The sequence below is a fragment of the Microbacterium sp. TPD7012 genome (genome assembly GCF_003075395.1).
Classification (GTDB): domain Bacteria; phylum Actinomycetota; class Actinomycetes; order Actinomycetales; family Microbacteriaceae; genus Microbacterium.
Genome location: NZ_QDFV01000002.1, coordinates 334,654 through 354,723, shown reverse-complemented (window position 1 = coordinate 354,723; position 20,070 = coordinate 334,654). Strand labels below are relative to the sequence as shown.

At 70.3% G+C, this 20,070-nt stretch carries 20 protein-coding genes; 11 read left to right on the top strand and 9 right to left on the bottom strand.

All coding sequences use genetic code 11. The annotated features are described in order from the left end of the window. Window positions 1-24 precede the first annotated feature (24 nt). Together sufU and DC434_RS05650 are read right to left on the bottom strand one after the other, a co-directional pair. Window positions 25-459: a Fe-S cluster assembly sulfur transfer protein SufU gene (gene sufU, locus DC434_RS05655; RefSeq protein WP_116634310.1), complete on the bottom strand. Its 435-nt coding sequence runs from the start codon at window positions 457-459 to the stop codon at window positions 25-27. Continuing rightward, window positions 456-1,763 carry a SufS family cysteine desulfurase gene (locus DC434_RS05650; RefSeq protein WP_116634309.1) on the bottom strand — a complete coding sequence of 436 codons (1,308 nt, stop codon included), beginning with the start codon at window positions 1,761-1,763 and terminating at the stop codon, window positions 456-458. The genes sufU and DC434_RS05650 overlap by 4 nt, the downstream gene beginning before the upstream one ends. Before the next feature lie 161 nt (window positions 1,764-1,924). Here DC434_RS05650 and DC434_RS05645 point away from each other — a divergent pair, with 161 nt between their 5' ends. The 3 genes from DC434_RS05645 to DC434_RS05635 all read left to right on the top strand — a co-directional run bounded on the left by DC434_RS05645 (window position 1,925) and on the right by DC434_RS05635 (window position 4,044). Beyond that, the gene (locus tag DC434_RS05645; RefSeq protein WP_116634308.1) at window positions 1,925-2,815 is read left to right on the top strand and encodes an RNA polymerase sigma-70 factor; all 891 of its coding nucleotides are present in this window, start codon (window positions 1,925-1,927) and stop codon (window positions 2,813-2,815) included. Beyond that, window positions 2,812-3,192, top strand: coding sequence for a siderophore-interacting protein (locus DC434_RS05640; protein WP_133192778.1), 381 nt, complete (start codon window positions 2,812-2,814; stop codon window positions 3,190-3,192). Before DC434_RS05645 ends, DC434_RS05640 begins: the two co-directional genes overlap by 4 nt. Window positions 3,193-3,291: 99 nt before the next feature. Then, window positions 3,292-4,044: an NAD(P)H-binding protein gene (locus tag DC434_RS05635; RefSeq protein ID WP_116634306.1), complete on the top strand. Its 753-nt coding sequence runs from the start codon at window positions 3,292-3,294 to the stop codon at window positions 4,042-4,044. Between the two features lie 90 nt (window positions 4,045-4,134). Here the strand turns inward: DC434_RS05635 and DC434_RS05630 are convergent, their stop codons facing one another. Next, complete coding sequence (locus DC434_RS05630) at window positions 4,135-4,896, bottom strand: SDR family oxidoreductase (protein WP_116634305.1); 762 nt, start codon at window positions 4,894-4,896, stop codon at window positions 4,135-4,137. A gap of 91 nt (window positions 4,897-4,987) precedes the next feature. Here DC434_RS05630 and DC434_RS05625 point away from each other — a divergent pair, with 91 nt between their 5' ends. Further along, window positions 4,988-5,635, top strand: a complete 648-nt coding sequence (locus tag DC434_RS05625) for a LysE family translocator (RefSeq protein WP_116634304.1) — start codon at window positions 4,988-4,990, stop codon at window positions 5,633-5,635. 13 nt (window positions 5,636-5,648) lie between these two features. Here DC434_RS05625 and DC434_RS05620 read toward each other — a convergent pair whose 3' ends face one another. From DC434_RS05620 to DC434_RS05610, 3 genes are all read right to left on the bottom strand, one after another. Further along, entirely contained in the window at window positions 5,649-6,449 is an 801-nt protein-coding gene (locus tag DC434_RS05620; protein WP_116634303.1) for a DUF1206 domain-containing protein, read from the bottom strand. Window positions 6,450-6,510: 61 nt separating this feature from the next. Further along, on the bottom strand, window positions 6,511-7,161 hold the full coding sequence (locus DC434_RS05615; RefSeq protein WP_116634302.1) for a GyrI-like domain-containing protein: 651 nt from the start codon (window positions 7,159-7,161) through the stop codon (window positions 6,511-6,513). A gap of 94 nt (window positions 7,162-7,255) precedes the next feature. Then, the gene (locus DC434_RS05610) at window positions 7,256-8,119 is read right to left on the bottom strand and encodes a GyrI-like domain-containing protein (protein WP_116634301.1); all 864 of its coding nucleotides are present in this window, start codon (window positions 8,117-8,119) and stop codon (window positions 7,256-7,258) included. Between the two features lie 165 nt (window positions 8,120-8,284). Here DC434_RS05610 and DC434_RS05605 point away from each other — a divergent pair, with 165 nt between their 5' ends. Then, a complete protein-coding gene (locus DC434_RS05605) occupies window positions 8,285-8,800 on the top strand; it encodes a hypothetical protein (RefSeq protein ID WP_116634300.1) in 516 nt (171 codons plus the stop codon). Window positions 8,801-8,807: 7 nt separating this feature from the next. Here DC434_RS05605 and DC434_RS05600 read toward each other — a convergent pair whose 3' ends face one another. Continuing rightward, window positions 8,808-10,136 carry an aspartate aminotransferase family protein gene (locus tag DC434_RS05600; RefSeq protein WP_116634299.1) on the bottom strand — a complete coding sequence of 443 codons (1,329 nt, stop codon included), beginning with the start codon at window positions 10,134-10,136 and terminating at the stop codon, window positions 8,808-8,810. Between the two features lie 121 nt (window positions 10,137-10,257). Here DC434_RS05600 and DC434_RS05595 point away from each other — a divergent pair, with 121 nt between their 5' ends. After that, the gene (locus DC434_RS05595; RefSeq protein WP_165808003.1) at window positions 10,258-11,784 is read left to right on the top strand and encodes a PucR family transcriptional regulator; all 1,527 of its coding nucleotides are present in this window, start codon (window positions 10,258-10,260) and stop codon (window positions 11,782-11,784) included. 34 nt (window positions 11,785-11,818) lie between these two features. Here the strand turns inward: DC434_RS05595 and DC434_RS05590 are convergent, their stop codons facing one another. Beyond that, the gene (locus DC434_RS05590; protein ID WP_116634297.1) at window positions 11,819-13,384 is read right to left on the bottom strand and encodes a CoA-acylating methylmalonate-semialdehyde dehydrogenase; all 1,566 of its coding nucleotides are present in this window, start codon (window positions 13,382-13,384) and stop codon (window positions 11,819-11,821) included. A gap of 184 nt (window positions 13,385-13,568) precedes the next feature. On the opposite strand from DC434_RS05590, the gene DC434_RS05585 reads away from it, so the two are divergent. From DC434_RS05585 to DC434_RS05565, 5 genes are all read left to right on the top strand, one after another. Further along, window positions 13,569-13,952, top strand: coding sequence for a hypothetical protein (locus tag DC434_RS05585; protein ID WP_116634296.1), 384 nt, complete (start codon window positions 13,569-13,571; stop codon window positions 13,950-13,952). A 53-nt stretch (window positions 13,953-14,005) separates the two neighbouring features. Further along, on the top strand, window positions 14,006-15,007 hold the full coding sequence (locus DC434_RS05580) for a LacI family DNA-binding transcriptional regulator (protein ID WP_116634295.1): 1,002 nt from the start codon (window positions 14,006-14,008) through the stop codon (window positions 15,005-15,007). A gap of 115 nt (window positions 15,008-15,122) precedes the next feature. After that, entirely contained in the window at window positions 15,123-16,043 is a 921-nt protein-coding gene (locus DC434_RS05575) for an NAD(P)-dependent oxidoreductase (RefSeq protein ID WP_116634294.1), read from the top strand. After that, on the top strand, window positions 16,043-16,942 hold the full coding sequence (locus DC434_RS05570) for a 5-dehydro-4-deoxyglucarate dehydratase (protein WP_116634293.1): 900 nt from the start codon (window positions 16,043-16,045) through the stop codon (window positions 16,940-16,942). Before DC434_RS05575 ends, DC434_RS05570 begins: the two co-directional genes overlap by 1 nt. Further along, a complete protein-coding gene (locus DC434_RS05565) occupies window positions 16,939-18,009 on the top strand; it encodes a mandelate racemase/muconate lactonizing enzyme family protein (protein ID WP_243408827.1) in 1,071 nt (356 codons plus the stop codon). Before DC434_RS05570 ends, DC434_RS05565 begins: the two co-directional genes overlap by 4 nt. 28 nt (window positions 18,010-18,037) lie before the next feature. Here the strand turns inward: DC434_RS05565 and DC434_RS05560 are convergent, their stop codons facing one another. Next, window positions 18,038-20,068, bottom strand: a complete 2,031-nt coding sequence (locus DC434_RS05560; RefSeq protein ID WP_116634292.1) for a beta-galactosidase — start codon at window positions 20,066-20,068, stop codon at window positions 18,038-18,040. Window positions 20,069-20,070 lie beyond the last annotated feature (2 nt).

The following is a 20,070-nucleotide window of genomic DNA, read 5'->3' as shown; positions in this document are numbered from 1 at the left end:
CGTGTGACCGCGTCCCGCGCGGAGTCAGCTCCGCGTCAGCGCGTCCTCGGCGGCGACCCAGGCGAGCATCGCGCACTTGACCCTGGCCACGTACTTCGAGACCCCGCCGAGCGCGGCCGCGTCGCCCAGCAGCTCCTCGTCGGGTTCGATCTTCCCCCGCGAGCGCATGGCCTCGCGGAACGCCGCGATCCGGATCTCGAGCTGCTCGACCGAGAGACCCTCCGCGAGTTCGGCGAGCAGAGAGGCGGAGGCCTGCGAGATCGCGCAGCCGTGCCCCTCCCAGGCGATCGCCTCGACGGTCCCGTCGGCGGCGCGGTGCACCTGCAGGGTCACCTCATCCCCGCACGTCGGGTTCACCTGATGCGACTGCGCGGGGATCTCGTCACGCAGCCCGTACCCGTGCGGCGTGCGGGAATGGTCGAGGATCAGCTCCTGGTACAGATTCTGCAGATCGCTCATGCGCCCCTCCGGAAGAAGTCGATCGCGCCGGCGACGCCGTCGATCACCGCGTCGACCTCGGCATCCGTCGTGTAGAGATAGGTGCTCGCCCGCGTCGACGAGGTGACGCCGAGGCGGCGATGCAACGGCTGGGCGCAGTGGTGCCCGACGCGCACGGCGATGCCGAGGTCGTCGAGGTACTGGCCCACGTCGTGCGAGTGGATGCCGGCGACGTCGAAGCTCGCGAGCCCGACCCGCGGCAGATCGATACCGGCGCCGAGGACGCGCACGCCGTCGATCGCGGCGAGTCCGTCGACGAGTCGCCGACCGAACGCCGCCTCATGGGCCGCGATGCGCGGCATCCCGACAGTCGTCAGGTAGTCCACCGCGGCGGCGAGCGCGATCGCCTGCGAGACGCGCTGCGTTCCGGCCTCGAACCGCTGCGGCGGCGGAAGGTACTCGGCCTCGGTCGTGGTGACGGTGGTGATCATCGAGCCGCCGGTGAGGAACGGCGGCATGGCCTCCAGCAGCGCACGCCGACCGTACAGCGCGCCGATGCCCGTGGGGCCGAGCATCTTGTGGCCGGAGAGCACGGCGAAGTCGACGTCGAGCGCGCGCACGTCGAGAGGCAGATGCGGGGCCGACTGGCAGGCGTCGAGCAGAGTCAGCGCTCCGACCCCCCGGGCGAGCGCGACGAGCTGATCGACCGGATTGATCACGCCGAGCACGTTCGAGACGTGCGTGAACGCGACGAGCTTCGTGCGCTCCGTGATGAGGTCGGCCGCGACGTCGAGGCGGAGGGCGCCGTCGTCATCCAGCGGGATCACCCGGAGCGTCGCACCGGTGCGGGCGGCGAGCTCCTGCCACGGGATGAGGTTGGCGTGGTGCTCCATCTCGGTCGTGACGATCTCGTCGCCCTCGCGGAGACGCAGTCGTCCGGCCGCCGCTCCCCCGCGGCCGACGGACGCGTTCGACAGCGAGTAGGCCACCAGGTTGATCGCCTCGGTGGCATTCGAGGTCCAGACGATCTCATCGTCGTCGGCGCCCACGAAGTGCGCCACCGTGCTGCGGGCGTCCTCGAAGAGCTCGGTCGCCTCGGCGGCCAGGGTGTGAGCGCCGCGGTGCACGGCGGAGTTCATGGTCGTCGCGAACGCGCGCTCGGCATCCAGGACGGCGAGCGGCCGCTGCGAGGTCGCCCCCGAATCCAGATAGGCGAGCGGATGCCCCTGCACCTGCGTCTGCAGGATCGGGAAGTCCTCGCGGATGCGGCGGACCTCGGCCTCGCTCAGAGGGGCGATCACGTCGACTGCGGGCGAATTACTCATCGTTCCAGTTTCCCACCTGACGGCGCGGACGGGGCGATGTCACAGATCCGAGAGTTGTCCGGTCACAGCTGGTGTCACGGATCCGGCCGCTGTCCGGTCGCAGCTGGAGACAGGTGCGTGCGCGACGGCGCGCGTACGATGACCACGAAGGGTGGAGCCGCATGCAGCAGGAGCCGATCACCGAGCTGGACGACGCGATCGCCGTCTTCGATGCACACAGGCGGCGACTCTTCGGCATCGCCTATCGGATGCTCGGCACCGTCTCGGATGCCGAGGACATGGTGCAGGAGACCTGGATCCGCTGGCAGAACACTGATCGCGCCGACATCCGCGAACCCGCCGCCTTCCTCGCGACGATCACCACCCGGCTCTCCATCAACGCCCTGCAGTCCGCGCACTCGCGGCGCGAGACCTACATCGGTCCGTGGCTTCCGGAACCGGTCAACACCGACGACGACCCCGCTCTCGGGGCCGAGAAGGGCGAGGCCCTGCAGTACGCGGTGCTCATCCTGCTCGAGAAGCTCACCCCCACCGAGCGCGCGGCCTACGTGCTGCGCGAGGCCTTCGACTACCCCTACCCGCGGATCGCCGAGGTCATCTCGTCGACGGCGGTCAACGCCCGGCAGCTGGTGAGCCGCGCCCGCGGTCACCTCGCCTCGGCGCGGAAGGCCGAGGCGAGCAAGAGCGAGCAGCGCCGACTGCTCGAGGCCTTCCTCTCCGCCGCACAGCGCGGCGACGTGAGCGCCCTCGAATCGATCTTCGCCGCCGACGTGGTCAGCTACACCGACGGCAACGGGGTGAAGCTCGCCGCCCGGATCCCGATGTTCGGCCGCACGCGGGTCGCGAAGTTCACCGCCGCCTTCGCCGATCACTTCTGGACGGGGAAGACCATCGGCTGGGTCGAGGTGAACGGCCAACCTGCGGCGACTCTCCTCGTCGACGGCGAGGTGACGACGCTGGTCACCGTCGTCACGGGAGAGGACGGCATCGAACAGGTGCTCTGGGTCATGGCTCCGGACAAGCTCGGCAACGCCGAGCTGGTTCGGGGATGACGACACGTCCGTCTCGGTGGTGGCGACGACGACGTGAGAGCGTGCAGGACGCGGAGCTCGTCGCTGCGCTCGCGACCGCGATGATCGTCAAGGATGCGGCCGGGATCCGGAGGCTGCTCGACGCCGAGGTGACGATGGTCGTCGACGGCGGTCCGCTCGACCTCGGCGGCGAGCTGATCGGTCGCGACGTCGCGGCGGTCGAGCTGCTGTCGTATCCGCCCGACCTCGCGGTCGTGGGCATCAACGGCGCACCGGGCATCGTGGCGCGGCGCGACGGCGAGGTCGTCGCGACCGTCAGCGCGGTCGCACGGCGCGGGCTCATCGTGACGCTGTGGTCGGTCCGCAACCCGGACAAGCTGCGGCACTGGGATTCCTGAGCAGAGTCGGCGCGCACCCGTCACAATCGCGGGTGCCGCGCGGACCTAGCTGTGGGGCGACATCACTCTCATCGCATCCGCGCCCCAGAGGGAGTCACCATGAACATCGTCGTCATCGGCGGAACAGGGCTCATCGGCGCCCGCGTCGTGCAGCAGCTCCGCATGCAGGGTCACCAGGCGCTGGCCGCGGCGCGCGCGACCGGGGTGAATTCGTTCACCGGGGAAGGCCTCGCCGACGCGCTCGAGGGTGCGGAGACGCTCATCGACGTCTCCAACTCCTCGTACACCGACCCGGCGGGAGCTCTGGAGTTCTTCTACGGCTCGACTCTGAACCTGCTGAGCTACGGTGCGGCTGCCGGCATCCGTCATCATGTCGCGCTCTCGGTGGTCGGAACCGACCGCCTCTCGCGCGCCGAGGGCGGCTACTTCCGGGCGAAGGAGCTGCAGGAGCAGCTGATCCGCGACTCCGGCCGGGAGTACTCGATCGTCCACGCCACGCAGTTCTACGAGTTCATCCGGAGCATCACGGACGCCGCGACGATCCACGACACCGCCCGCCTCGCCGACGCGCTCATCCGACCGATGGCGGCCGACGACGTCGCCGCGGCCGTGGTCGCGACGGCGCTCGACGCACCCCGCAACGGCATGATCGAGTTCGGCGGGCCGGAGGAGCACGCGATCGCCGATCTCGCACAGCGCGAGCTGCGCTTCCGACACGACGAGCGCGAGATCGTCGCCGACCCCCTGGCGACCTACTTCGGTGCTGCCCTGGCGCCGCGCGACCTCCTCCCCGGCGCCCACGCGACCCTCTCGACGCGGACCTTCCACGACTGGCAGGTCGGCAGGGGCTGACGTCCCCGCACGGGACCAGTCGAAGTGCGGGAAGCATGCAGAAGGGGCCGGGATCCATCAGGATCCCGGCCCCTTCGTCGTGGAGAGCTGTCAGCGCGTGGGCGGCGGATTCAGCGGCAGCCAGTCGGCGAAGCGCGTCTCGAAGATCTGCGCCCCGGAGCCCGGGAGCAGCATCTCGGTCGTGAGCCGCTCGCCGAAGTAGGTCGCGTCGGGGTCGACCACCACCGGTCGCGGGTCTTCGCGGAACGTCAGTCCGGTCCGCACGAAGTCCGCCAGGGTGAACTGCTCGGGACCGGCGACCTCGGTGATCCCGCCCGTCGGCGACCCGACGGTGGCGCGGGCGACGGCCGTCGCGACGTCGTCCGCGGCCATGGGCTGGATGAGAGCCGAGGAGAGGCGCACCTCGTCGCCCACGGTCGCGCTTCCGGCGATCGCGCCGACGAACTCGAAGAACTGCGTGGCATGGACGATCGAGTATGGGATCCCCGAGTCCGCGATCAGGCGCTCCTGCTCGACCTTGGCGCGCATGTATCCGCTGTCGGTCATGCGCTCCGCTCCGACCACCGAGAGCGCGACATAGTGACCGACGCCTGCCTCCGACGCGAACCGGGTGATGTTGCCCGTCGCCGTGGTGAAGAAGGCGAGAACATCGGCGTCGGCGAAGGACGGCGAGTTCGACACGTCGAGCACCGCCGATGCGCCGGCGAGAGCCTCGGCGAGCCCGGCTCCGGTGAGCGTGTCGACTCCGGTGTTGGGCGATGCGGCGACGGCCTCGTGTCCGTGTTCGGCGAGCAGTCGGACGACCTTGGATCCGATCAGACCGGTGCCTCCGATGACGACGATCTTCGACATGGGATTCCTTCCGTGAAGGGGGGCGCCGAATGCGCCCGCTCTGTCGGCTATGACCGGGCACCTCGACGATCCGTGACAGTAAGCTCGCACCATGTTCAGCGCCGAGACCCTCGTGACCTTCATCATCGCGGCCTTCGTCATGGTCGTCATCCCCGGTCCGACCGTGCTGTTCACGATCGGGCGCGCGATGGCGCTGGGGCGCCTGGGCGGCTTCCTCAGCATCCTCGGCACGGCCGTCGGCTCGATCGTGCTCGTGGTGGCCGTCGCCCTGGGTGTCGGCACCGTGGTCGCGCAGTCGGCGGTGCTGTTCACGATCGTGAAGGTCCTCGGCGCCGGGTACCTGGTGTTCCTCGGCATCCAGGCGATCAGGCACCGGAAGGACGCGGCGAGCGCGATGTCGGGTGCGCAGCCGCAGCGCTCGCGTCCGCGGCTGCTTCTCGAGGGCTTCGTGGTCGGCGTCACGAACCCGAAGTCGATCGCCTTCTTCCTGGCGATCCTCCCTCAGTTCGTCGACCTGCACGCCGGCTCCGTCCCGGCGCAGCTCTTCGTGCTCGGGGTGATCGTCGTGACGATCGGCGTCGCCTGCGATGCCGTCTGGGTGCTTCTGGCCAGCGCGGCACGCGACTGGTTCGGACGGTCCCCGCGCCGGATCGAGGCGATGGGCGCGACGGGTGGGGCCCTCATGATCGGCCTCGGCGCCTTCCTCCTCGTCTGGAGCGAGAAGCCGGCGACCACCTGATCCCCGTGTGCGACTACATCCGCGCGTAGCGCGAGCGTGCGATGCAGAAGAGCCCGTAGACGGCGAGCCCCACGCCCACCGCGCAGAGGATCGCCGGTCCGAGCGGGAGTGCGACCAGACTGCGCAGGGCACCGTCGAGACCCGCCGACTTCTCGGGGTCGTTCGTGAACGCGGCGACCACGAACAGCACGCCGGTCACCGCCACCGCGATGCCCTTGGCGATGTAGCCCACCACTCCGAAGGTCACGATGCCGCCGCGCTCGGCACCGGAGGGCAGATCGAGCAGCTTCTCGAAACCGCGCGTGAAGCCGCTCACGACGAACCCGACGCCCACCCCGCTCACGGTGAGTCCGATGATGACGAGCACGACGACGCCGGCGGGTGCCGCGAGCATCACCTCGCTGAGGGTCTGCGAGGCCTTCTCGGAGGAGACCCGGCCGCCGAACGCGACGATGAGGGCCATCCCGGCGATGACGAGATAGGCGAGGGCGATGCCGAAGAACTTGACCCGCTTGCCCCACTTCTTCGTGTCCGCCGGGTCGGAGGCGAGGAAGGCGCTCGCGATCTGCCACCCGGCGAGGCCGATGAGCCCCGCCGCGATCACACCCAGCAGCAGCCCACCGACGGGACTCAGCCGCACCTGCTCCATGGCGCCGTCCTGGTCGGCGTCGCCGCCGGCGCCCACGGCGAGCGAGACGGCGAGGCATCCGATGATGATGTGGATGACCCCGACGATGACGAAGCCGACACGAGCGATCCGGCGGAACCCGTCGGAGCGCTGGGCCGCGCGCGCGGCGTCTTTGGCGGTGGTCATCGCTGCAGACTACGCCGGTCGTGGGCGGGGTGCCGAGGGGGTTGCCTTCCTCGCCACCGGCTCACTCGCCCGCCGATCCGTCGATTCTCACCACCGGCTGCCGCAGGATCGTGCGCAGCTTCGACGGCTCGACGCGACGCATGTCGCTCAGATAGATCTCGTGATGCAGCCCGGTCATCTCCAGCCCGTTCTCGGGGATGAAGCGATGGTGCAGGTCGTCGAGCACCGGTCCCTCGTCGTCGAACGGTCCGACATGCAGCGTCTGCACGCTCAGCCCCTCGGCGAGCGTCTCGAGGCGCACCGACGGGAGCGCGGGTGACGGCTGCTCCTTCTTCTTGACCGCCTTCGTCTCGACGCTCGCGACCGCATCGGCGAACATCTCGGGGGTGACGTGGTCGGGGACCATGATCATGAGGGTCCAGAACCAGGCCGACTTGTCGCGCTGCGAGGTGAACGACTCCATGTCGGGCGCATGCCAGAGCCCTTCGAGCGGCATCACCACGGTGTCGATGCCGAGCTTCTCGCGACTCGCGAACTTCAGGGTATAGGCCAGGGGGAACAGCGCCGTCACGGCATCCCGATACGCCTGCGCCGTGTTGGGATCGCCGGTGCCGTCGACCATCAGATACTGCAGGGGCGGCACCTCGACCAGGCGGATCACGCCGCGCTTCGCCTGATACGCGTCGAGTGTCTTCTTGGGATCGATCGCCATGGCACGCCTCCGTGTTCGTGCCACCAGTGTGGCAGGGCCCGCCGACATCGGGCCGGGGACCGCGGTGATCGCGCTCCCCGGCCCGGCCGGGTGCTCAGCCCTGCTCGACCGGCAGCCAGAGCTCGCAGGACGCGGTCGTCCCGGTGAACTCCAGATACCGGACGATCGACGGACCGGGCCGCAGCCGCCAGGGGTTCGACGGGAACCACTCGGTCGCCGTCGCCGCCCACAGGTTCTGCAGCGTCTCGGGGAACGGGCCGCTCGACGCGAAGACCGCCCACGCACCCGCCTCGAGGCGGATGGCGTCGAGGTCGTCGGGCACCGGCGTCGACGCCTGCAGGGCGACCCCGTGCAGGTACGTGAGCATGCTGCCCTCCGGCGCGTCGGGCTCGACATCGGCGGTCACCGCCAGGATGCCGCTCGGCTCGGCGTCGCCGAGCGCCTTGAGGCGAGCGTGCTCGCTCGGCGGGATGGCGGCGATGTGCTGCTGGATGTGAGGGTTGACGCCCTCGTGGATGAGCGGGACCTCGGCCGAATGACCGGCGAGGACGAGCTCGGGCTGCTGCGTGATGGTGACATCCATCGGGGTTCTCCCTTCGACGCTCAGGCGGAACCGGAGCGTGGGTTGTGTGCGGAGAGGACCCCCGTCTCGACGCGCATCGGTCGGGCCGATCCCGTGCACGGCGCGGAACGCGCGGCCGAACGCCTCGATCGAGCCGTAGCCGTGGCGCACCGCCACATCCAGGATGTTCGCGGCGCCGGCCACGAGTTCGGCGCCGGCCAGCGTCATCCGCCGCCGACGCACGTACTCCGAGAGCGGCATCCCCGCCAGTGCCGAGAACATCCGACGCAGGTGGTACTCGGTCGTGCCGTGCTCGCGGGCGAACCCGACGACGTCGATCTCCTCGCTCGCATCGGCGTCGACGAGATCGATCAGGGCATTGAGCGTGCCGATCATGAGGTCCTCCTTTCCTCACCATCGTCGGTGCCGGACGCACCTCGTCACCCGATCATTCTGGTCGGATCCGATCGGCCAGGGCATTCATCACACTCGATCAGCCAACTGTGAACAAGGGACGGCTAATGTTGATGTTCCTGGGGAAAACGGCGAAGGCGAAGCAACATGAAGGTGAACGATGTGCTCGCCGGCGTCCCCTTCCGGGCACCCGACCTCGACGATGCCGAGAACCCGTTCCTGCACACCGAGCTCTTCGTCGACGCGCAGGTCACCCGCATCCTCGTCGACGTCATGACCGGCACCGTCGGCATCCTGTTCGAGCTGCGGCAGGCCGAGCGCCTGCGTGCGAACACCGCGCTGCTGCGCGTGACCGGCGTGGCGCAGCAGAACTGGATCTGCACCGCGATGGCCAACGAGTTCACCGCCTGGTCGATCACGGGAGCCACGATCCACCAGCGACTCGGCGAGTTCCAGTTCGTCGCGCAGTGCCTTCCCGCGGGCGCCCTGCGGGTGGTGGGCTCCTCAGCGGAGTTCATCCTGCTGGAGGCCTCCGCTCTCGCGACCGCGCCGCCCGACTACCGGACGGACTCCCACGACCTGATCCGTTTCGGCGTCGCGAACGAGACCACCGAGTGCGAGGCGGTCGGCATCGCCCGCTCGGTGCAGACCGAGAAGGTCTGACGCGGGGTTAGCGCGAGAAGGCGGCGAGCGCTTCGTCGACGATGTCGAGGCCCCGTGTCGCATCCTCCGCGGTGATCACGCACGGCGGAACGACGTGGAGGCGGTTGTCGGCGAAGAACGGCAGCAGACCGCGCGCGAGCAGATCGCTCTTGAGCGCACCGATCGAGGCCGCCGGCAGCGGGGCCCGCGTCTCCCGGTCCTCGACGAGCTCGACGGCCCAGAAGACGCCGCTGCCGCGGACCTCGCCGATGACGTCGTGCTTCTCCGCGAGCTGCTCGAGGCGCGGTCCGATGACCTCGGCGCCGATGCGCTTCGCGTTGTCGACGACGCCTTCCTCGCGCATGGCCTCGATCGTCGCGACGACGCTGGCGGCCGCGAGCGGGTGGCCGGAGTAGGTGAGCCCTCCGGGGAAGACGCGCTCATCGAAGTGGTGTGCGATCTCACCGGGGATGATGACGCCGCCGATCGGCACGTAGCCGGAGTTGACGCCCTTCGCGAAGGTGATGAGGTCGGGGCGCACGCCGAAGGCGTCGAGCGCGAGCCACTCGCCGGTGCGGCCGAAGCCCGCCATGACCTCGTCGAGGATCAGCAGGATGCCGTAGCGGTCGGCGATCTCGCGCACGCCTTCGAGGTAGCCGGGCGGCGGAGTGAGGATGCCGGCCGTCCCGGGCACGGTCTCGAGCAGGATCGCGGCGATGCTGTCGGGGCCCTCGGCCTGCACGACGCGCTCGAGGTGGTGCAGCGCGCGGGCGGACTCCTCCTCGGGCGTCGTCGCCCAGAACTCCGAGCGGTACAGGTACGGCCCGAAGAAGTGCACGTGCCCGCGGGAGTACTCGTTGGGGATGCGGCGCCAGTCGCCGGTCGCGACGACGGCGGCTCCCGTGTTGCCGTGGTACGAGCGGTAGGCCGAGAGCACCTTGTCGCGCCCGGTGAACAGGCGGGCCATCCGGATCGCGTTCTCGTTTGCGTCGGCACCGCCGTTGGTGAAGAACACCTTCTCGAATCCCTCGGGAGCGATGTCGACGATCAGCCGCGCGGCCTCGGCGCGCACGGCGTTGGCGTGTGCGGGAGCGACGGTCGTCAGCACCTCCGCCTGCGCCTGGATGGCCGCGACGACCTTCGGATGCTGGTGCCCGATGTTCACGTTGACGAGCTGGCTCGAGAAGTCGAGGAACTGATTGCCGTCGGCATCCCACACCGTGGTGCCCGAGCCACCGGCGATCGCCATCGGCGCGAGCGAACCCTGGGCCGACCACGAGTGGAACACCCGCGAGCGGTCGGCGTTCGACACCTCGGCGTTGGTGAGGGTCGAGGCGGAGGGGGTGCTGGTCGTCATGGAGAGCCCTTCGAAGTCGGCGGCACCCCGATCATCTCAGGTGGGCGCGCGGAGAACTCGCGACAATCCGTCTACCAACCGACCACTTGACGGACAGAACGGCATCGGACAGGATGCGGGAGTGCCCGCCACCCTCCGCGCCCTGCTGAACGAGTCGCGCTTCGACCTGCGTCCGGTCAGCGGCGTCGACGACGCCCTGCTCGCGCAGGCCGTTCTGTGGGCGCACAACTCGGACCTCCCCGATCCGACCCCCTGGCTCGACTCGGGGGGTCTCCTGCTGACCGACGGCGTGCAGTTCGACGCACCCGACCCCGAGCCGGCGCACCCCTATGTGCAGCGGCTCGTCGATCACGGCGTGCTCGCGCTGGGATTCGCCACCGGGATCGTGCACGAGCGCATCCCGAGCGAGCTGACCGAGGCCGCCGCGGCCCGGGGCCTCCCTCTGCTCGAGGTCCCGAGGGACACCCCGTTCATGGGGATCATCCGCTTCATCTCCGACGCGGTGGCCGACGACGACCGGCAGATGCTGGAGCGATCGCTGCGCGCGCAGCGCTCGGTCGCCCGCGCGGCCCTGCGGCCCGACGGACTCGCCGAGATCCTCCGCGAGCTCGAGCGCAACCTGGACTGCTGGGTGGCCCTCTTCGACGCCTCCGGCGCGCGCGTGAAGGTGCCGACGCTGCGGGAGATCCCGTCGTCGATGGCACCCGAGATCCAGGATGCCGTGGCGAGCATGCTCGCGCGCAGCCGCACGGCGGCCGTGCGGCTCAGCGTCACAGGAGCGGACGAGGTCACGCTGCAGACGCTCGGTCAGCGCGGAGATCTGCGCGGCATCCTGGCCGTCGGCACGGGCACAGGGGCTCTCGATCGGGCACGCGCCGACCTCGTCGATGCGGTGATCGCGCTCGCCAGCATCGCTCTCGAACAGAGCCGCACGCTCGACGACGCGCGGCGGCGCCTGCGCTCCGGCGTGCTCGAGCTGCTCATGGCCGGCATCACCGCGGTAGCGCAGCGCACCGTGGCGCACCTGTGGGGGCCGCTCCCCGACGGCCCTCTCCGGGTCGGCGGCATCGCCCTGCCGGACGACGCGGAGGGCGGCGCGCAGGCCCTGCGTTCCGCCCTGGAGCTGCTCGCCGTCGAGAGCCGTGGAGCGGTGTTCTTCGCGGAGCGCGGCGACCGTGTCGTGACGGTCACGCCCGACGACGGCAGAGCCGGATTGCTCGCGCTGCTGAATCGCCACGGCGTCGCCGCGGGTTTCTCGGCGGCCGCGAGCTGGGACCGGCTGACCGAGGCGATGGCCGAATCCGAGCGGGCGCTGGCCCGGACGACGCCGCACGAGCCGATCGCCGAGTTCGACGACATCGCCGGGGCCGGACTGCTCGGACACCTGGAGCACACGCAGGCGCACGACATCGCGAGACGGATGCTGCTGCCGCTCGAGAGCGCCAACGACCCGGCTGACCTGCGGCGCACCCTCGAGGTCTGGCTGGAGCACAACGGCGCGTGGGATCCCGCGGCCAAGGCGCTCGGCATCCATCGGCACACCCTGCGCGCCAGGGTCGATGCCGCCGGCGCGCTGCTCGCGCTCGACCTCGACACGTTCGCGGCGCGCGCCGAGCTCTGGGGCGCCCTGCAGCTCACGCAGCGCTGATCCCCCCTCCTCCTCTCTCGCCGAGAAGAAGGGCTCAGTTGTTCTGGGGGAAGCCGAGGTTGATGCCGGTGTGGGCGGAGTCGTTGCGGGTGGCGGGGTCGATCCACCGGGCGGTGACGGCCTTCTCGCGGGTGAAGAAGTCGAAGCCGTGCACACCGTAGGCCTTCGCGTCACCGAACAGCGACTTCTTCCAGCCGCCGAACGAGTGGTACGCGACCGGGACGGGGATCGGGACGTTGATGCCGATCATCCCGACCTGCACCTCGTTCTGGAACCGGCGGGCCGCGCCCCCGTCGTTCGTGAAGATCGCCGTCCCGTTGCCGAACTCGCCCGAGTTGATCAGGGCGAGGCCCTCGTCGTACGAGGCGACCCGGACGACGGAGAGCACCGGCCCGAAGATCTCCTCCGTGTACGCGCGCGACGTCGTGGGGAGGCCGTCGATCAGCGTCGGGCCGAAGAAGAAGCCGTCCTCGTGACCGTCGACCGTGAACCCGCGGCCGTCGACGACGATCCTCGCCCCGTCGGCCTCGGCGATGTCGACGTAGGAGGAGACCTTGTCGCGGTGCACGTCGGTGATCAGCGGGCCCATGTCGGGCTCGACGCCGTCGACGCCGGCGCCGTTCCCGATCTTCAGAGCCGCGATGCGGTCCGTGATCTTCGCGATCAGATCATCCGCGACCGGCTCCACGGCCAGGACCACGCTGATCGCCATGCAGCGCTCGCCCGCCGCGCCGTAGCCGGCGTTCACGGCGTTGTCGGCCACCAGGTCGAGGTCGGCATCCGGCAGCACGAGCATGTGGTTCTTCGCCCCACCGAGGGCCTGCACCCGCTTGCCGTGCTTCGACGCGGTCTCGTAGATGTACTGCGCGATCGGCGTCGACCCCACGAAGCTGATCGACTGCACGACGGGAGAGGTGAGCAGCCCGTCGACCGCGAGCTTGTCCCCCTGCAGCACCGTGAAGACGCCATCGGGAAGCCCGGCCTCCTGCCAGACCCGTGCGAGCCACAGGGCGGCGGACGGGTCCTTCTCGGACGGCTTCAACACCACCGCGTTGCCGGCCGCGATCGCGATCGGCACGAACCACAGCGGCACCATCACCGGGAAGTTGAACGGCGAGATCACCCCCACCACGCCCAAGGGCTGCTTGAGGGAGTACACGTCGATGCCCGACGACGCGTTCTCACTGAACGCGCCCTTGATCAGGTGCGGGAATCCCGTCGCGAGCTCCACGACCTCCTGCCCACGCAGGATCTCCCCCATCGCATCCGACACGACCTTCCCGTGCTCGGAAGTGATCAGCTCCGCCAGCTCCTGCTTGCGGGCGTTCAGGATCTCCCGGAACGCGAACAGCACCGACTGCCGCTTCGCGATCGAGAACCCCGACCACACCCGGAATCCCGCCTCCGCCGACGCGATCGCCTCATCGATCTCGGCCTGATCCGCCAGCGCCACATGCGCCTGCACCGCACCGGTCGCCGGGTTGAAGACCGGAGCGGTCCGCCCCGACTCCGACGGCCGCAGCGCGCCATCGATCCAATGCGCGATCACAGGAACGGAGGATGCCGTCGTCGAGGCGGCGGACGTGTCAGTGATGGTCATTCTTCACCTCGGGGTCGTCGGGGGTGGTCGACCTCAGTGAAGCAGGACACGCGCAGGCGGAGACGTGCCACTACGTCCTGACACCACGAATCTCATCGACAGTCAGGCAGCACCGCGGCCCCGACGTCCGCCGCGAACGAGATTGGCTACTGTCGATCGGGAGAGCGAACCGGGAGGCGTCCGCATGGAGAAGCGACGATGGAGCGGCGCCGTCGTCCCCGCGCTGGGACTGATCGCCGCGTCGACCGCCATCGCCTGGACCGTGACCATCGGGCTTCCGGTCACCGTCCGCACGGAGTCCGGGTTCGCCGATGTCGCCTTCGGCTGGCCGCTTCCCTGGTACCACCAGGATCTGTCGCGCTTCGGGTACACCGACCTGCCCGTCGACGTCACCGTCGTGGGAGACCGCGTCGAGCCGGTGCCGACCCAGGTGGACTGGCTCGCGTTCACCGGCGACGTGGCGCTGACCGCGCTGGTGCTCTGGGCCGCCGTCGCCCTTCTCGTCGGAGGTCTCGCCCGGCTCCGCTCGCGATCTCAGCCGAAGCCGCCGCTGGACAGCCCTCGCTAGGATGGCCTGGTTCGCCGCCCGGTGACGATTCGCGGGCGCGCAGAGGGAGAGAGATGCCACGGTCGAGCCGGAGGACTCGGATCACCGACGTCGCCCGGCTCGCGGGAGTCTCCCTGTCGACCGTGTCGCGGGCGATGAACGACAACCCCACGGTCGACCCCGCCCTGGTCGCGCGCGTCAAGGCCGCAGCCGCCGAGCTCGGGTACACCGCGAATCCCGTCGCGCGCAGCCTCGTGCTGGGGCGCACGCAGACGGTCGCCGTGGTCGTCCCCGACCTCGAGAATCCCACCTTCCAGGCGATCCTGCGCGGACTCAGCCATGCCGCGGCATCCGACGGCTATCACGTGCTGATCGCCGACTCGGTCGAGGATCTCGACAGCGAGCGCGCCCTCGCCCGGACCACACGGCTGCGCACCGACGGCCTGGTGCTGTGCTCGCCGCGGATGCCCGCGGACGAGCTGACCGACCTGCTCGCCGATGTCTCCCCCGCCGTCGTCATCAATCGCGAGGAGCTCCCCGACATCCCGGTGATCGCCGCCGACTACGGCGCGGCACTCGGCGAGCAGATCGAGCACCTGCGCGCGCTCGGTCACACGCGCCTCGCGTATCTCGCCGGCAGCACCCGCAGCGCGTCGCACCACGCGCGGCGAGAGGCCATCGCCCGCGCTCGGGTCGACCATCCGCAGATCGAGGTTCTCGAGATCCCGACCGGCGTCGACTTCGAGAGCGGTCGCGCGGCGGCGGATGCCGTCGTCGATTCGCGGGCGACGGGCGTTCTGGCCTTCAACGACCTGGTCGCGATGGGGCTGCTCACCGCGCTCGCCGATCGCGGCATCCTGGTCCCTGCCGACATCTCGGTCGTCGGCTTCGACGACATCCCCTTCGCCGCACACGCCCACCCTCCGCTGACCACGTCCGCCGTGCCGGCGCACGAACTCGGAGCGCGTGCGTGGCAGGCGATGCACGAGCAGCTCGAAGGGCATGCCGCCCCCGGCAGGCAGACGCTCGTGCCGCGGATGGTCGTCCGCGCGAGCACCGCTCACGTCGCGCACTGACCGCAGCGACTTCCTTGCCACCCGGCCAGACCGCTGTGTTAGCGTGAGATGAGAAAACGTTTCCTGGAGGTCCTGCGATGGCGAAGAGCTCTCCCCCGTCGATCGGCGCATCGTCATGAGGATCGTCGTCACCGGCGGCTCCGGACGACTCGGGCGTTCCCTCGTCTCCGATCTCGCGGGTGCCGGGCACGAGCTGGTCTCGCTCGATCGCACCCCGACGTCGTCGCTCGACCGCGACGGCGTGGAGCAGGTCGCCGTCGATCTCGTCGACGCCGGCGCCACGGTCGATGTCCTCGCCGCCGCTCGCGCCGATGCCGTGATCCACCTCGCCGCGATCGCGGTGCCGTTCAGCGCACCGGAGGACGAGATCCTGCGCACCAACGCCGCCCTGGCCATGTCGGTGCTGGGTGGCGCCGTGACGGCCGGTGTCCCGCGGATCGTGGCGGCGTCCAGCCCGACGGTGATCGGCTACGGCGCGCCGGCCGGGTGGGCGCCCGAACGGCTCCCGCTCGACGAGGAATCGCCGACCCTGCCCTGGAACGCCTACGGCCTCTCGAAGCTGGTGATCGAGCACACGATCGGGATGCTGCGGCGTCAGACCGGCGACAGCACCCGGTTCGCGGCGTTCCGCCCCTGCTACGTCATCGCGCCAGAGGAATGGGCCGGTGCTCCGACCCAGCAGGGGCACACGGTGCGGGAGCGGCTCGATGACCCGGCGCTCGCCGCACCCGCCCTGTTCAACTACGTCGACGCGCGCGACGTCGCGACCTTCGCCGACACGCTGGTGCGAGGACTCGACGACATCCCGAACGGCGAGGTCTTCTTCGTCGGGGCCGACGACGCTCTCGCCCGCCAGCCGCTCCGCGAGCTGATCCCCCGGTTCCACCCCGGAGCCGCGCCGGCCGCTGAAGCCCTCGACGGCACGGCATCCGCCTTCAGCTCGGCGAAGGCCCACCGGCTGCTGGGCTGGTGGCCGACGCGCACGTGGCGCAGCGAGCTCGCCCCCTCGACATCCCTCCCCACGAAAGGTCTCTGATGGACTTCCGCGGCATCCTCTTCTTCCCGGTCACCCCCTTCGACGCCGGCGGTGCCGTCGACCACGATCTGCTCCGCGCGCACGTCGACGCGGGCGTCGCCGCCGGAGCGGGCGGGGTGTTCCCGGCATGCGGCACCGGAGAGTTCCACGCGCTGTCGGCGTCCGAGGCCGCGTCGGTCACGCGGACGTCCGTCGAGGCGGTGCAGCGACGGGTGCCGGTGATCGCCGGTTCCGGCGGCCCTCTGGGCCACGCGCTCGAGGTCGCTCGCGCGGCGGCGGATGCCGGCGCCGACGGACTGCTCGTGCTGCCGCCGTATCTCGTCGGGGGCACCCAGCAGGGCCTCGTCTCCTACGTCGAGCAGATCGCCGCGGCATCCGCGCTCCCCGTCATCGTCTACCACCGCGCCACGGCGCAGTTCACCGTGGACGGCATCCGCCGGCTCACGCAGAACCCGAAGGTCGTCGGGTTCAAGGACGGCACCGGAGACATCGGCACGACGCAGCTCATCGTGCGCGCGATCGCCGAATCCGGGCGCACGGACTTCGCCCTCTTCAACGGGCTGCTCACCGCCGAGCTCACGCAGGCCGCCTATCGGGGCATCGGCGTTCCGCTGTACTCCTCGGCCGCGTTCGCGATGATCCCCGAGGTCGCGAACGCCTACTACCGGGCCTACGTCGACGGCGACGAGGAGCGCAGACTCCGCATCCTCGACGGGTTCTACCGTCCGCTCGTCGCGCTGCGGGACGAGACTCCCGGTTTCGGAGTCTCCCTGATCAAGGCGGGTCTGCGTCTCTCCGGCGTTCCGGTCGGCTCGGTGCGGGCTCCGCTCGTCGACCCGACACCGGATCAGGAGGCGCGGCTCGGCGAGATCCTGGCGGCAGGACGCGCGCTCCTGTGACCACGATCGAGCGGTTCGAGACACGCCTTCAGCGCATCCCCCTGACCCGACCCTGGGGAGCCGACGTGACCTCGGTCGGGGTGATCGCCACGCACATGGTCCGCTCCGACGGCGCCGAGGGCTGGGGGTTCTCGTGGACCCCGCAGATCGGGGCCTCGGCCGTGCACTCTCTGCTCGCGGACGACATCACCGCGTTCGCCCTCGGACGCTCGGCGGGCCCCGGCGAAATCTGGCAGAGCGCCTGGGAGCATCTGCACGAAGCGGGCGGGGGCGGGATCACGACGATCGCGCTCGCCGGACTGGACCTCGCACTCTGGGATGCCGCCGCCCGCGCCGACGACGTGACGGTCTCCGCACGGATCGGCCGGCGGCGGGACCGGGTACGGGCGTACGGGTCAGGCGTGAACCTGCACTACTCGCAGGACGAGCTGCTCGCGCAGGTGCAGCGCTGGATCGATGCCGGCTTCCCGGCCGTGAAGATCAAGGTGGGAGGGCCCGATCTCGCCGAGGATGTGGACCGTGTGGCCGGTGTGCGCGAGCTGCTCGGCCCCGACCGCGCGCTGATGATCGATGCGAACCAGCGGTGGGATCTCGCGCGTGCGACGACGGCGATCGAGGCGCTGTCGGCCTTCGACCCCGCCTGGATCGAGGAACCGCTGCGGGCCGACGACCTCGCTGCGCACTCCGAACTGGCGCGCCGTATCGACGTTCCCGTCGCCGTCGGGGAGAACATCCACACCGCGCACCGCTTCGCCGACTTCCTCCGTGCGGACGCCGCGCAGATCCTTCAGCCGAACATCGTCCGCGTCGGCGGCATCACGCCTTTCCTGCGCATCGCGGAACTCGCCGCGGAGCACGGCGTCGCGGTGCACCCGCACCTGCTCCCCGAGCTCTCCGGGCAGCTCGCGATCACGCTGGACGGAGACCCCTGGGCGGAGGATGTGGAGGATGCCGGGTTCGGCGCGCTCGGTGCCCTGGCCGACCCCGCGCCCGTGCGGATCGCCGACGGCTACCTGACCGAGGCGCCGCATTCCGGGCTCGGCATCCGTTTCGCGCCGGTGCTCTGACCGCGAGGCGACACAGGGACGCGACGCGTCAGCTGCTCGACGCCGGACTGATCGACCAGGAGCGCGAACGCTCCCGGATGACCGCGACCCCGCCCGGCTCCAGCACGATGCTGTCGGACGCGCCCGTGAGCAGATCCGTGCCCTCGCCGACGACGCGGGCGGGGTGCTCTCCGTGGTGCAGCAGGAACAGATAGTCCCCGGCTGCACCACGGCGGCGGACCGCCTCGACACCGAGCTCACGCGCCTCGGGGAACAGCTGCTCGACCCCCGATCGTGCGGCGATCTCGGCCAGGAACCCGTCCAGCGACTCCTGCTCGAGCTTCGTCGAGACGTACGTCACGGCGCCCTCTCCGTGCGCGCGTCGAGTGATCGCAGGCATGCCGGCGAGCGGCCCGGTCTCGTAGCGTGCGACGACGTCGGCTGTCTCGGTCCGCAGCAGCTCCGTCCAGGAACCGCCTGTCATGCCGTTGCTGAGCGACACGTGATCGCCGTCGGCGCGCGGGAAGATCTGCTCGCCGCGGACGCCGAGCAGCGACCGCAGCATCCCGGGGTAGCCCCCGGTCACGATTCTCTGATTCTCGTCCGCCAGTCCGGTCGCGAACGTCACGACCAGGTGCCCGCCCGCGTGCACATACTCCTCGAGCCACTCCGCGGTCGCAGAGGTGATCGCGTACAGCGCGGGGACCACGAGCATCCGGTATGCGGACACGTCGGCTCCGGGGCGCACGAAGTCGACGGAATGCCCGCCGCGCCACAGCGCCCGGTGCGCCGCGCGCACCTCGTCCGAGTAGGTGATCGCGTCGTTCGGGAGGTGCGGGGTCTCGAGCGACCACCAGCCCTCGGCATCCCACACGATCGCCGCCTGCGATTCGGTCACGGGGCCGTCCTCCGGCGGAGCCGCCACCTCGGCGATCTTCTCCAGGATGTCGCCGAGTTCGACGACCGCCTCGAAGGCCCGGGAATCGGCCCCCGCATGCGGCACGAGCGCGCCGTGCCAGAGCTCGGACCCGCCGGCGGATGCCCGCCACTGGAAGAACAGGGAGCTCTGCGATCCCCTCGCGATGTATCCCAGGGAGTTGCGGATCATCCGATCGGGCTGCTTGGTGAGCGTCTGCTCGCCGACGCGGATGCCGGTCGCGTTCTGCTCCATCAGCACCCACGGCCCGCCCGCCCACGACCGGGTGAGGTCGGATCCGTAGGCGACATGCGCCTCTCCGTCGGGGCCGTCGGTGTCGAGGTAGTGGTCGATCGACACGACCTCCTGCTCCGAGCTCCACGACCATTGATCGAGGAAGTTCCACGTCGGCAGCATGAAGTTCGTCGTCATCGGCGCCGTCGAACCCGTGGCGCGGATCTCCGCCCGCTGCTCGCGGTAGGCCGCGAGCATCTCGTCGGAGTTGAAGCGACGGAAGTCCACGAGGTGCGCCGGGTTGTGCAGGTACTGCGTCTGGAGCGGGGGAAGGATCTGCTCCCAGTCGCCGTACCGCTGCGACCAGAAGGCGGTGTACCACGCGGCGTTGAGGGCGTCGAGCGAGCCGTACTTCGCCCGCAACCATTCGCGGAAAGCGCGAGCGGCGTGCGGCCCGTAGTCGACGGTGCCGTACTCGTTGTGGATGTGCCAGCCCTGCAGGCCACGGTGCGCGCCGTACCGCTCGCCGAGGAACCGGGCGATGCGACGAGCCGCCTCGCGATAGGCCGGGGCGCTGATCGCGTACGTGTCGCGCGAGCCGTGGAGGACCGCGGTGCCGTCGGCGCGGATCGGCAGCGCATCAGGGTGCGCGACCGTGAACCACGGGGGCGGCGAGGCCGTCGGCGTGGCCAGGAAGAACCCGATGCCGGCGGCGTCGAGGCCGGCGATCACCTCGTCGAGCCAGGCGGCGTCGAATTCGCCCTCGCGCGGCTCGAGCATGGCCCAGGAGAAGACGCCGATGGTGACCGTGTTCACCTTGGCGCGCCGCATCAGCTCGATGTCCTCGGCCCAGGTCTCGCGCGACCACTGCTCGGGGTTGTAGTCGCCCCCGAACAGGAACCGCCCTGGTGAGTACTGCGTGTTCGGCATCC

Bases quoted from the DNA above. Each gene is read 5' to 3' on its own strand.
- sufU (WP_116634310.1), bottom strand. From the start codon at position 459: ATGAGCGATCTGCAGAATCTGTACCAGGAGCTGATCCTCGACCATTCC.
- DC434_RS05650 (WP_116634309.1), bottom strand. From the start codon at position 1,763: ATGAGTAATTCGCCCGCAGTCGACGTGATCGCCCCTCTGAGCGAGGCC.
- DC434_RS05645 (WP_116634308.1), top strand. From the start codon at position 1,925: ATGCAGCAGGAGCCGATCACCGAGCTGGACGACGCGATCGCCGTCTTC.
- DC434_RS05640 (WP_133192778.1), top strand. From the start codon at position 2,812: ATGACGACACGTCCGTCTCGGTGGTGGCGACGACGACGTGAGAGCGTG.
- DC434_RS05635 (WP_116634306.1), top strand. From the start codon at position 3,292: ATGAACATCGTCGTCATCGGCGGAACAGGGCTCATCGGCGCCCGCGTC.
- DC434_RS05630 (WP_116634305.1), bottom strand. From the start codon at position 4,896: ATGTCGAAGATCGTCGTCATCGGAGGCACCGGTCTGATCGGATCCAAG.
- DC434_RS05625 (WP_116634304.1), top strand. From the start codon at position 4,988: ATGTTCAGCGCCGAGACCCTCGTGACCTTCATCATCGCGGCCTTCGTC.
- DC434_RS05620 (WP_116634303.1), bottom strand. From the start codon at position 6,449: ATGACCACCGCCAAAGACGCCGCGCGCGCGGCCCAGCGCTCCGACGGG.
- DC434_RS05615 (WP_116634302.1), bottom strand. From the start codon at position 7,161: ATGGCGATCGATCCCAAGAAGACACTCGACGCGTATCAGGCGAAGCGC.
- DC434_RS05610 (WP_116634301.1), bottom strand. From the start codon at position 8,119: ATGATCGGCACGCTCAATGCCCTGATCGATCTCGTCGACGCCGATGCG.
- DC434_RS05605 (WP_116634300.1), top strand. From the start codon at position 8,285: ATGAAGGTGAACGATGTGCTCGCCGGCGTCCCCTTCCGGGCACCCGAC.
- DC434_RS05600 (WP_116634299.1), bottom strand. From the start codon at position 10,136: ATGACGACCAGCACCCCCTCCGCCTCGACCCTCACCAACGCCGAGGTG.
- DC434_RS05590 (WP_116634297.1), bottom strand. From the start codon at position 13,384: ATGACCATCACTGACACGTCCGCCGCCTCGACGACGGCATCCTCCGTT.
- DC434_RS05585 (WP_116634296.1), top strand. From the start codon at position 13,569: ATGGAGAAGCGACGATGGAGCGGCGCCGTCGTCCCCGCGCTGGGACTG.
- DC434_RS05580 (WP_116634295.1), top strand. From the start codon at position 14,006: ATGCCACGGTCGAGCCGGAGGACTCGGATCACCGACGTCGCCCGGCTC.
- DC434_RS05575 (WP_116634294.1), top strand. From the start codon at position 15,123: ATGAGGATCGTCGTCACCGGCGGCTCCGGACGACTCGGGCGTTCCCTC.
- DC434_RS05570 (WP_116634293.1), top strand. From the start codon at position 16,043: ATGGACTTCCGCGGCATCCTCTTCTTCCCGGTCACCCCCTTCGACGCC.
- DC434_RS05560 (WP_116634292.1), bottom strand. From the start codon at position 20,068: ATGCCGAACACGCAGTACTCACCAGGGCGGTTCCTGTTCGGGGGCGAC.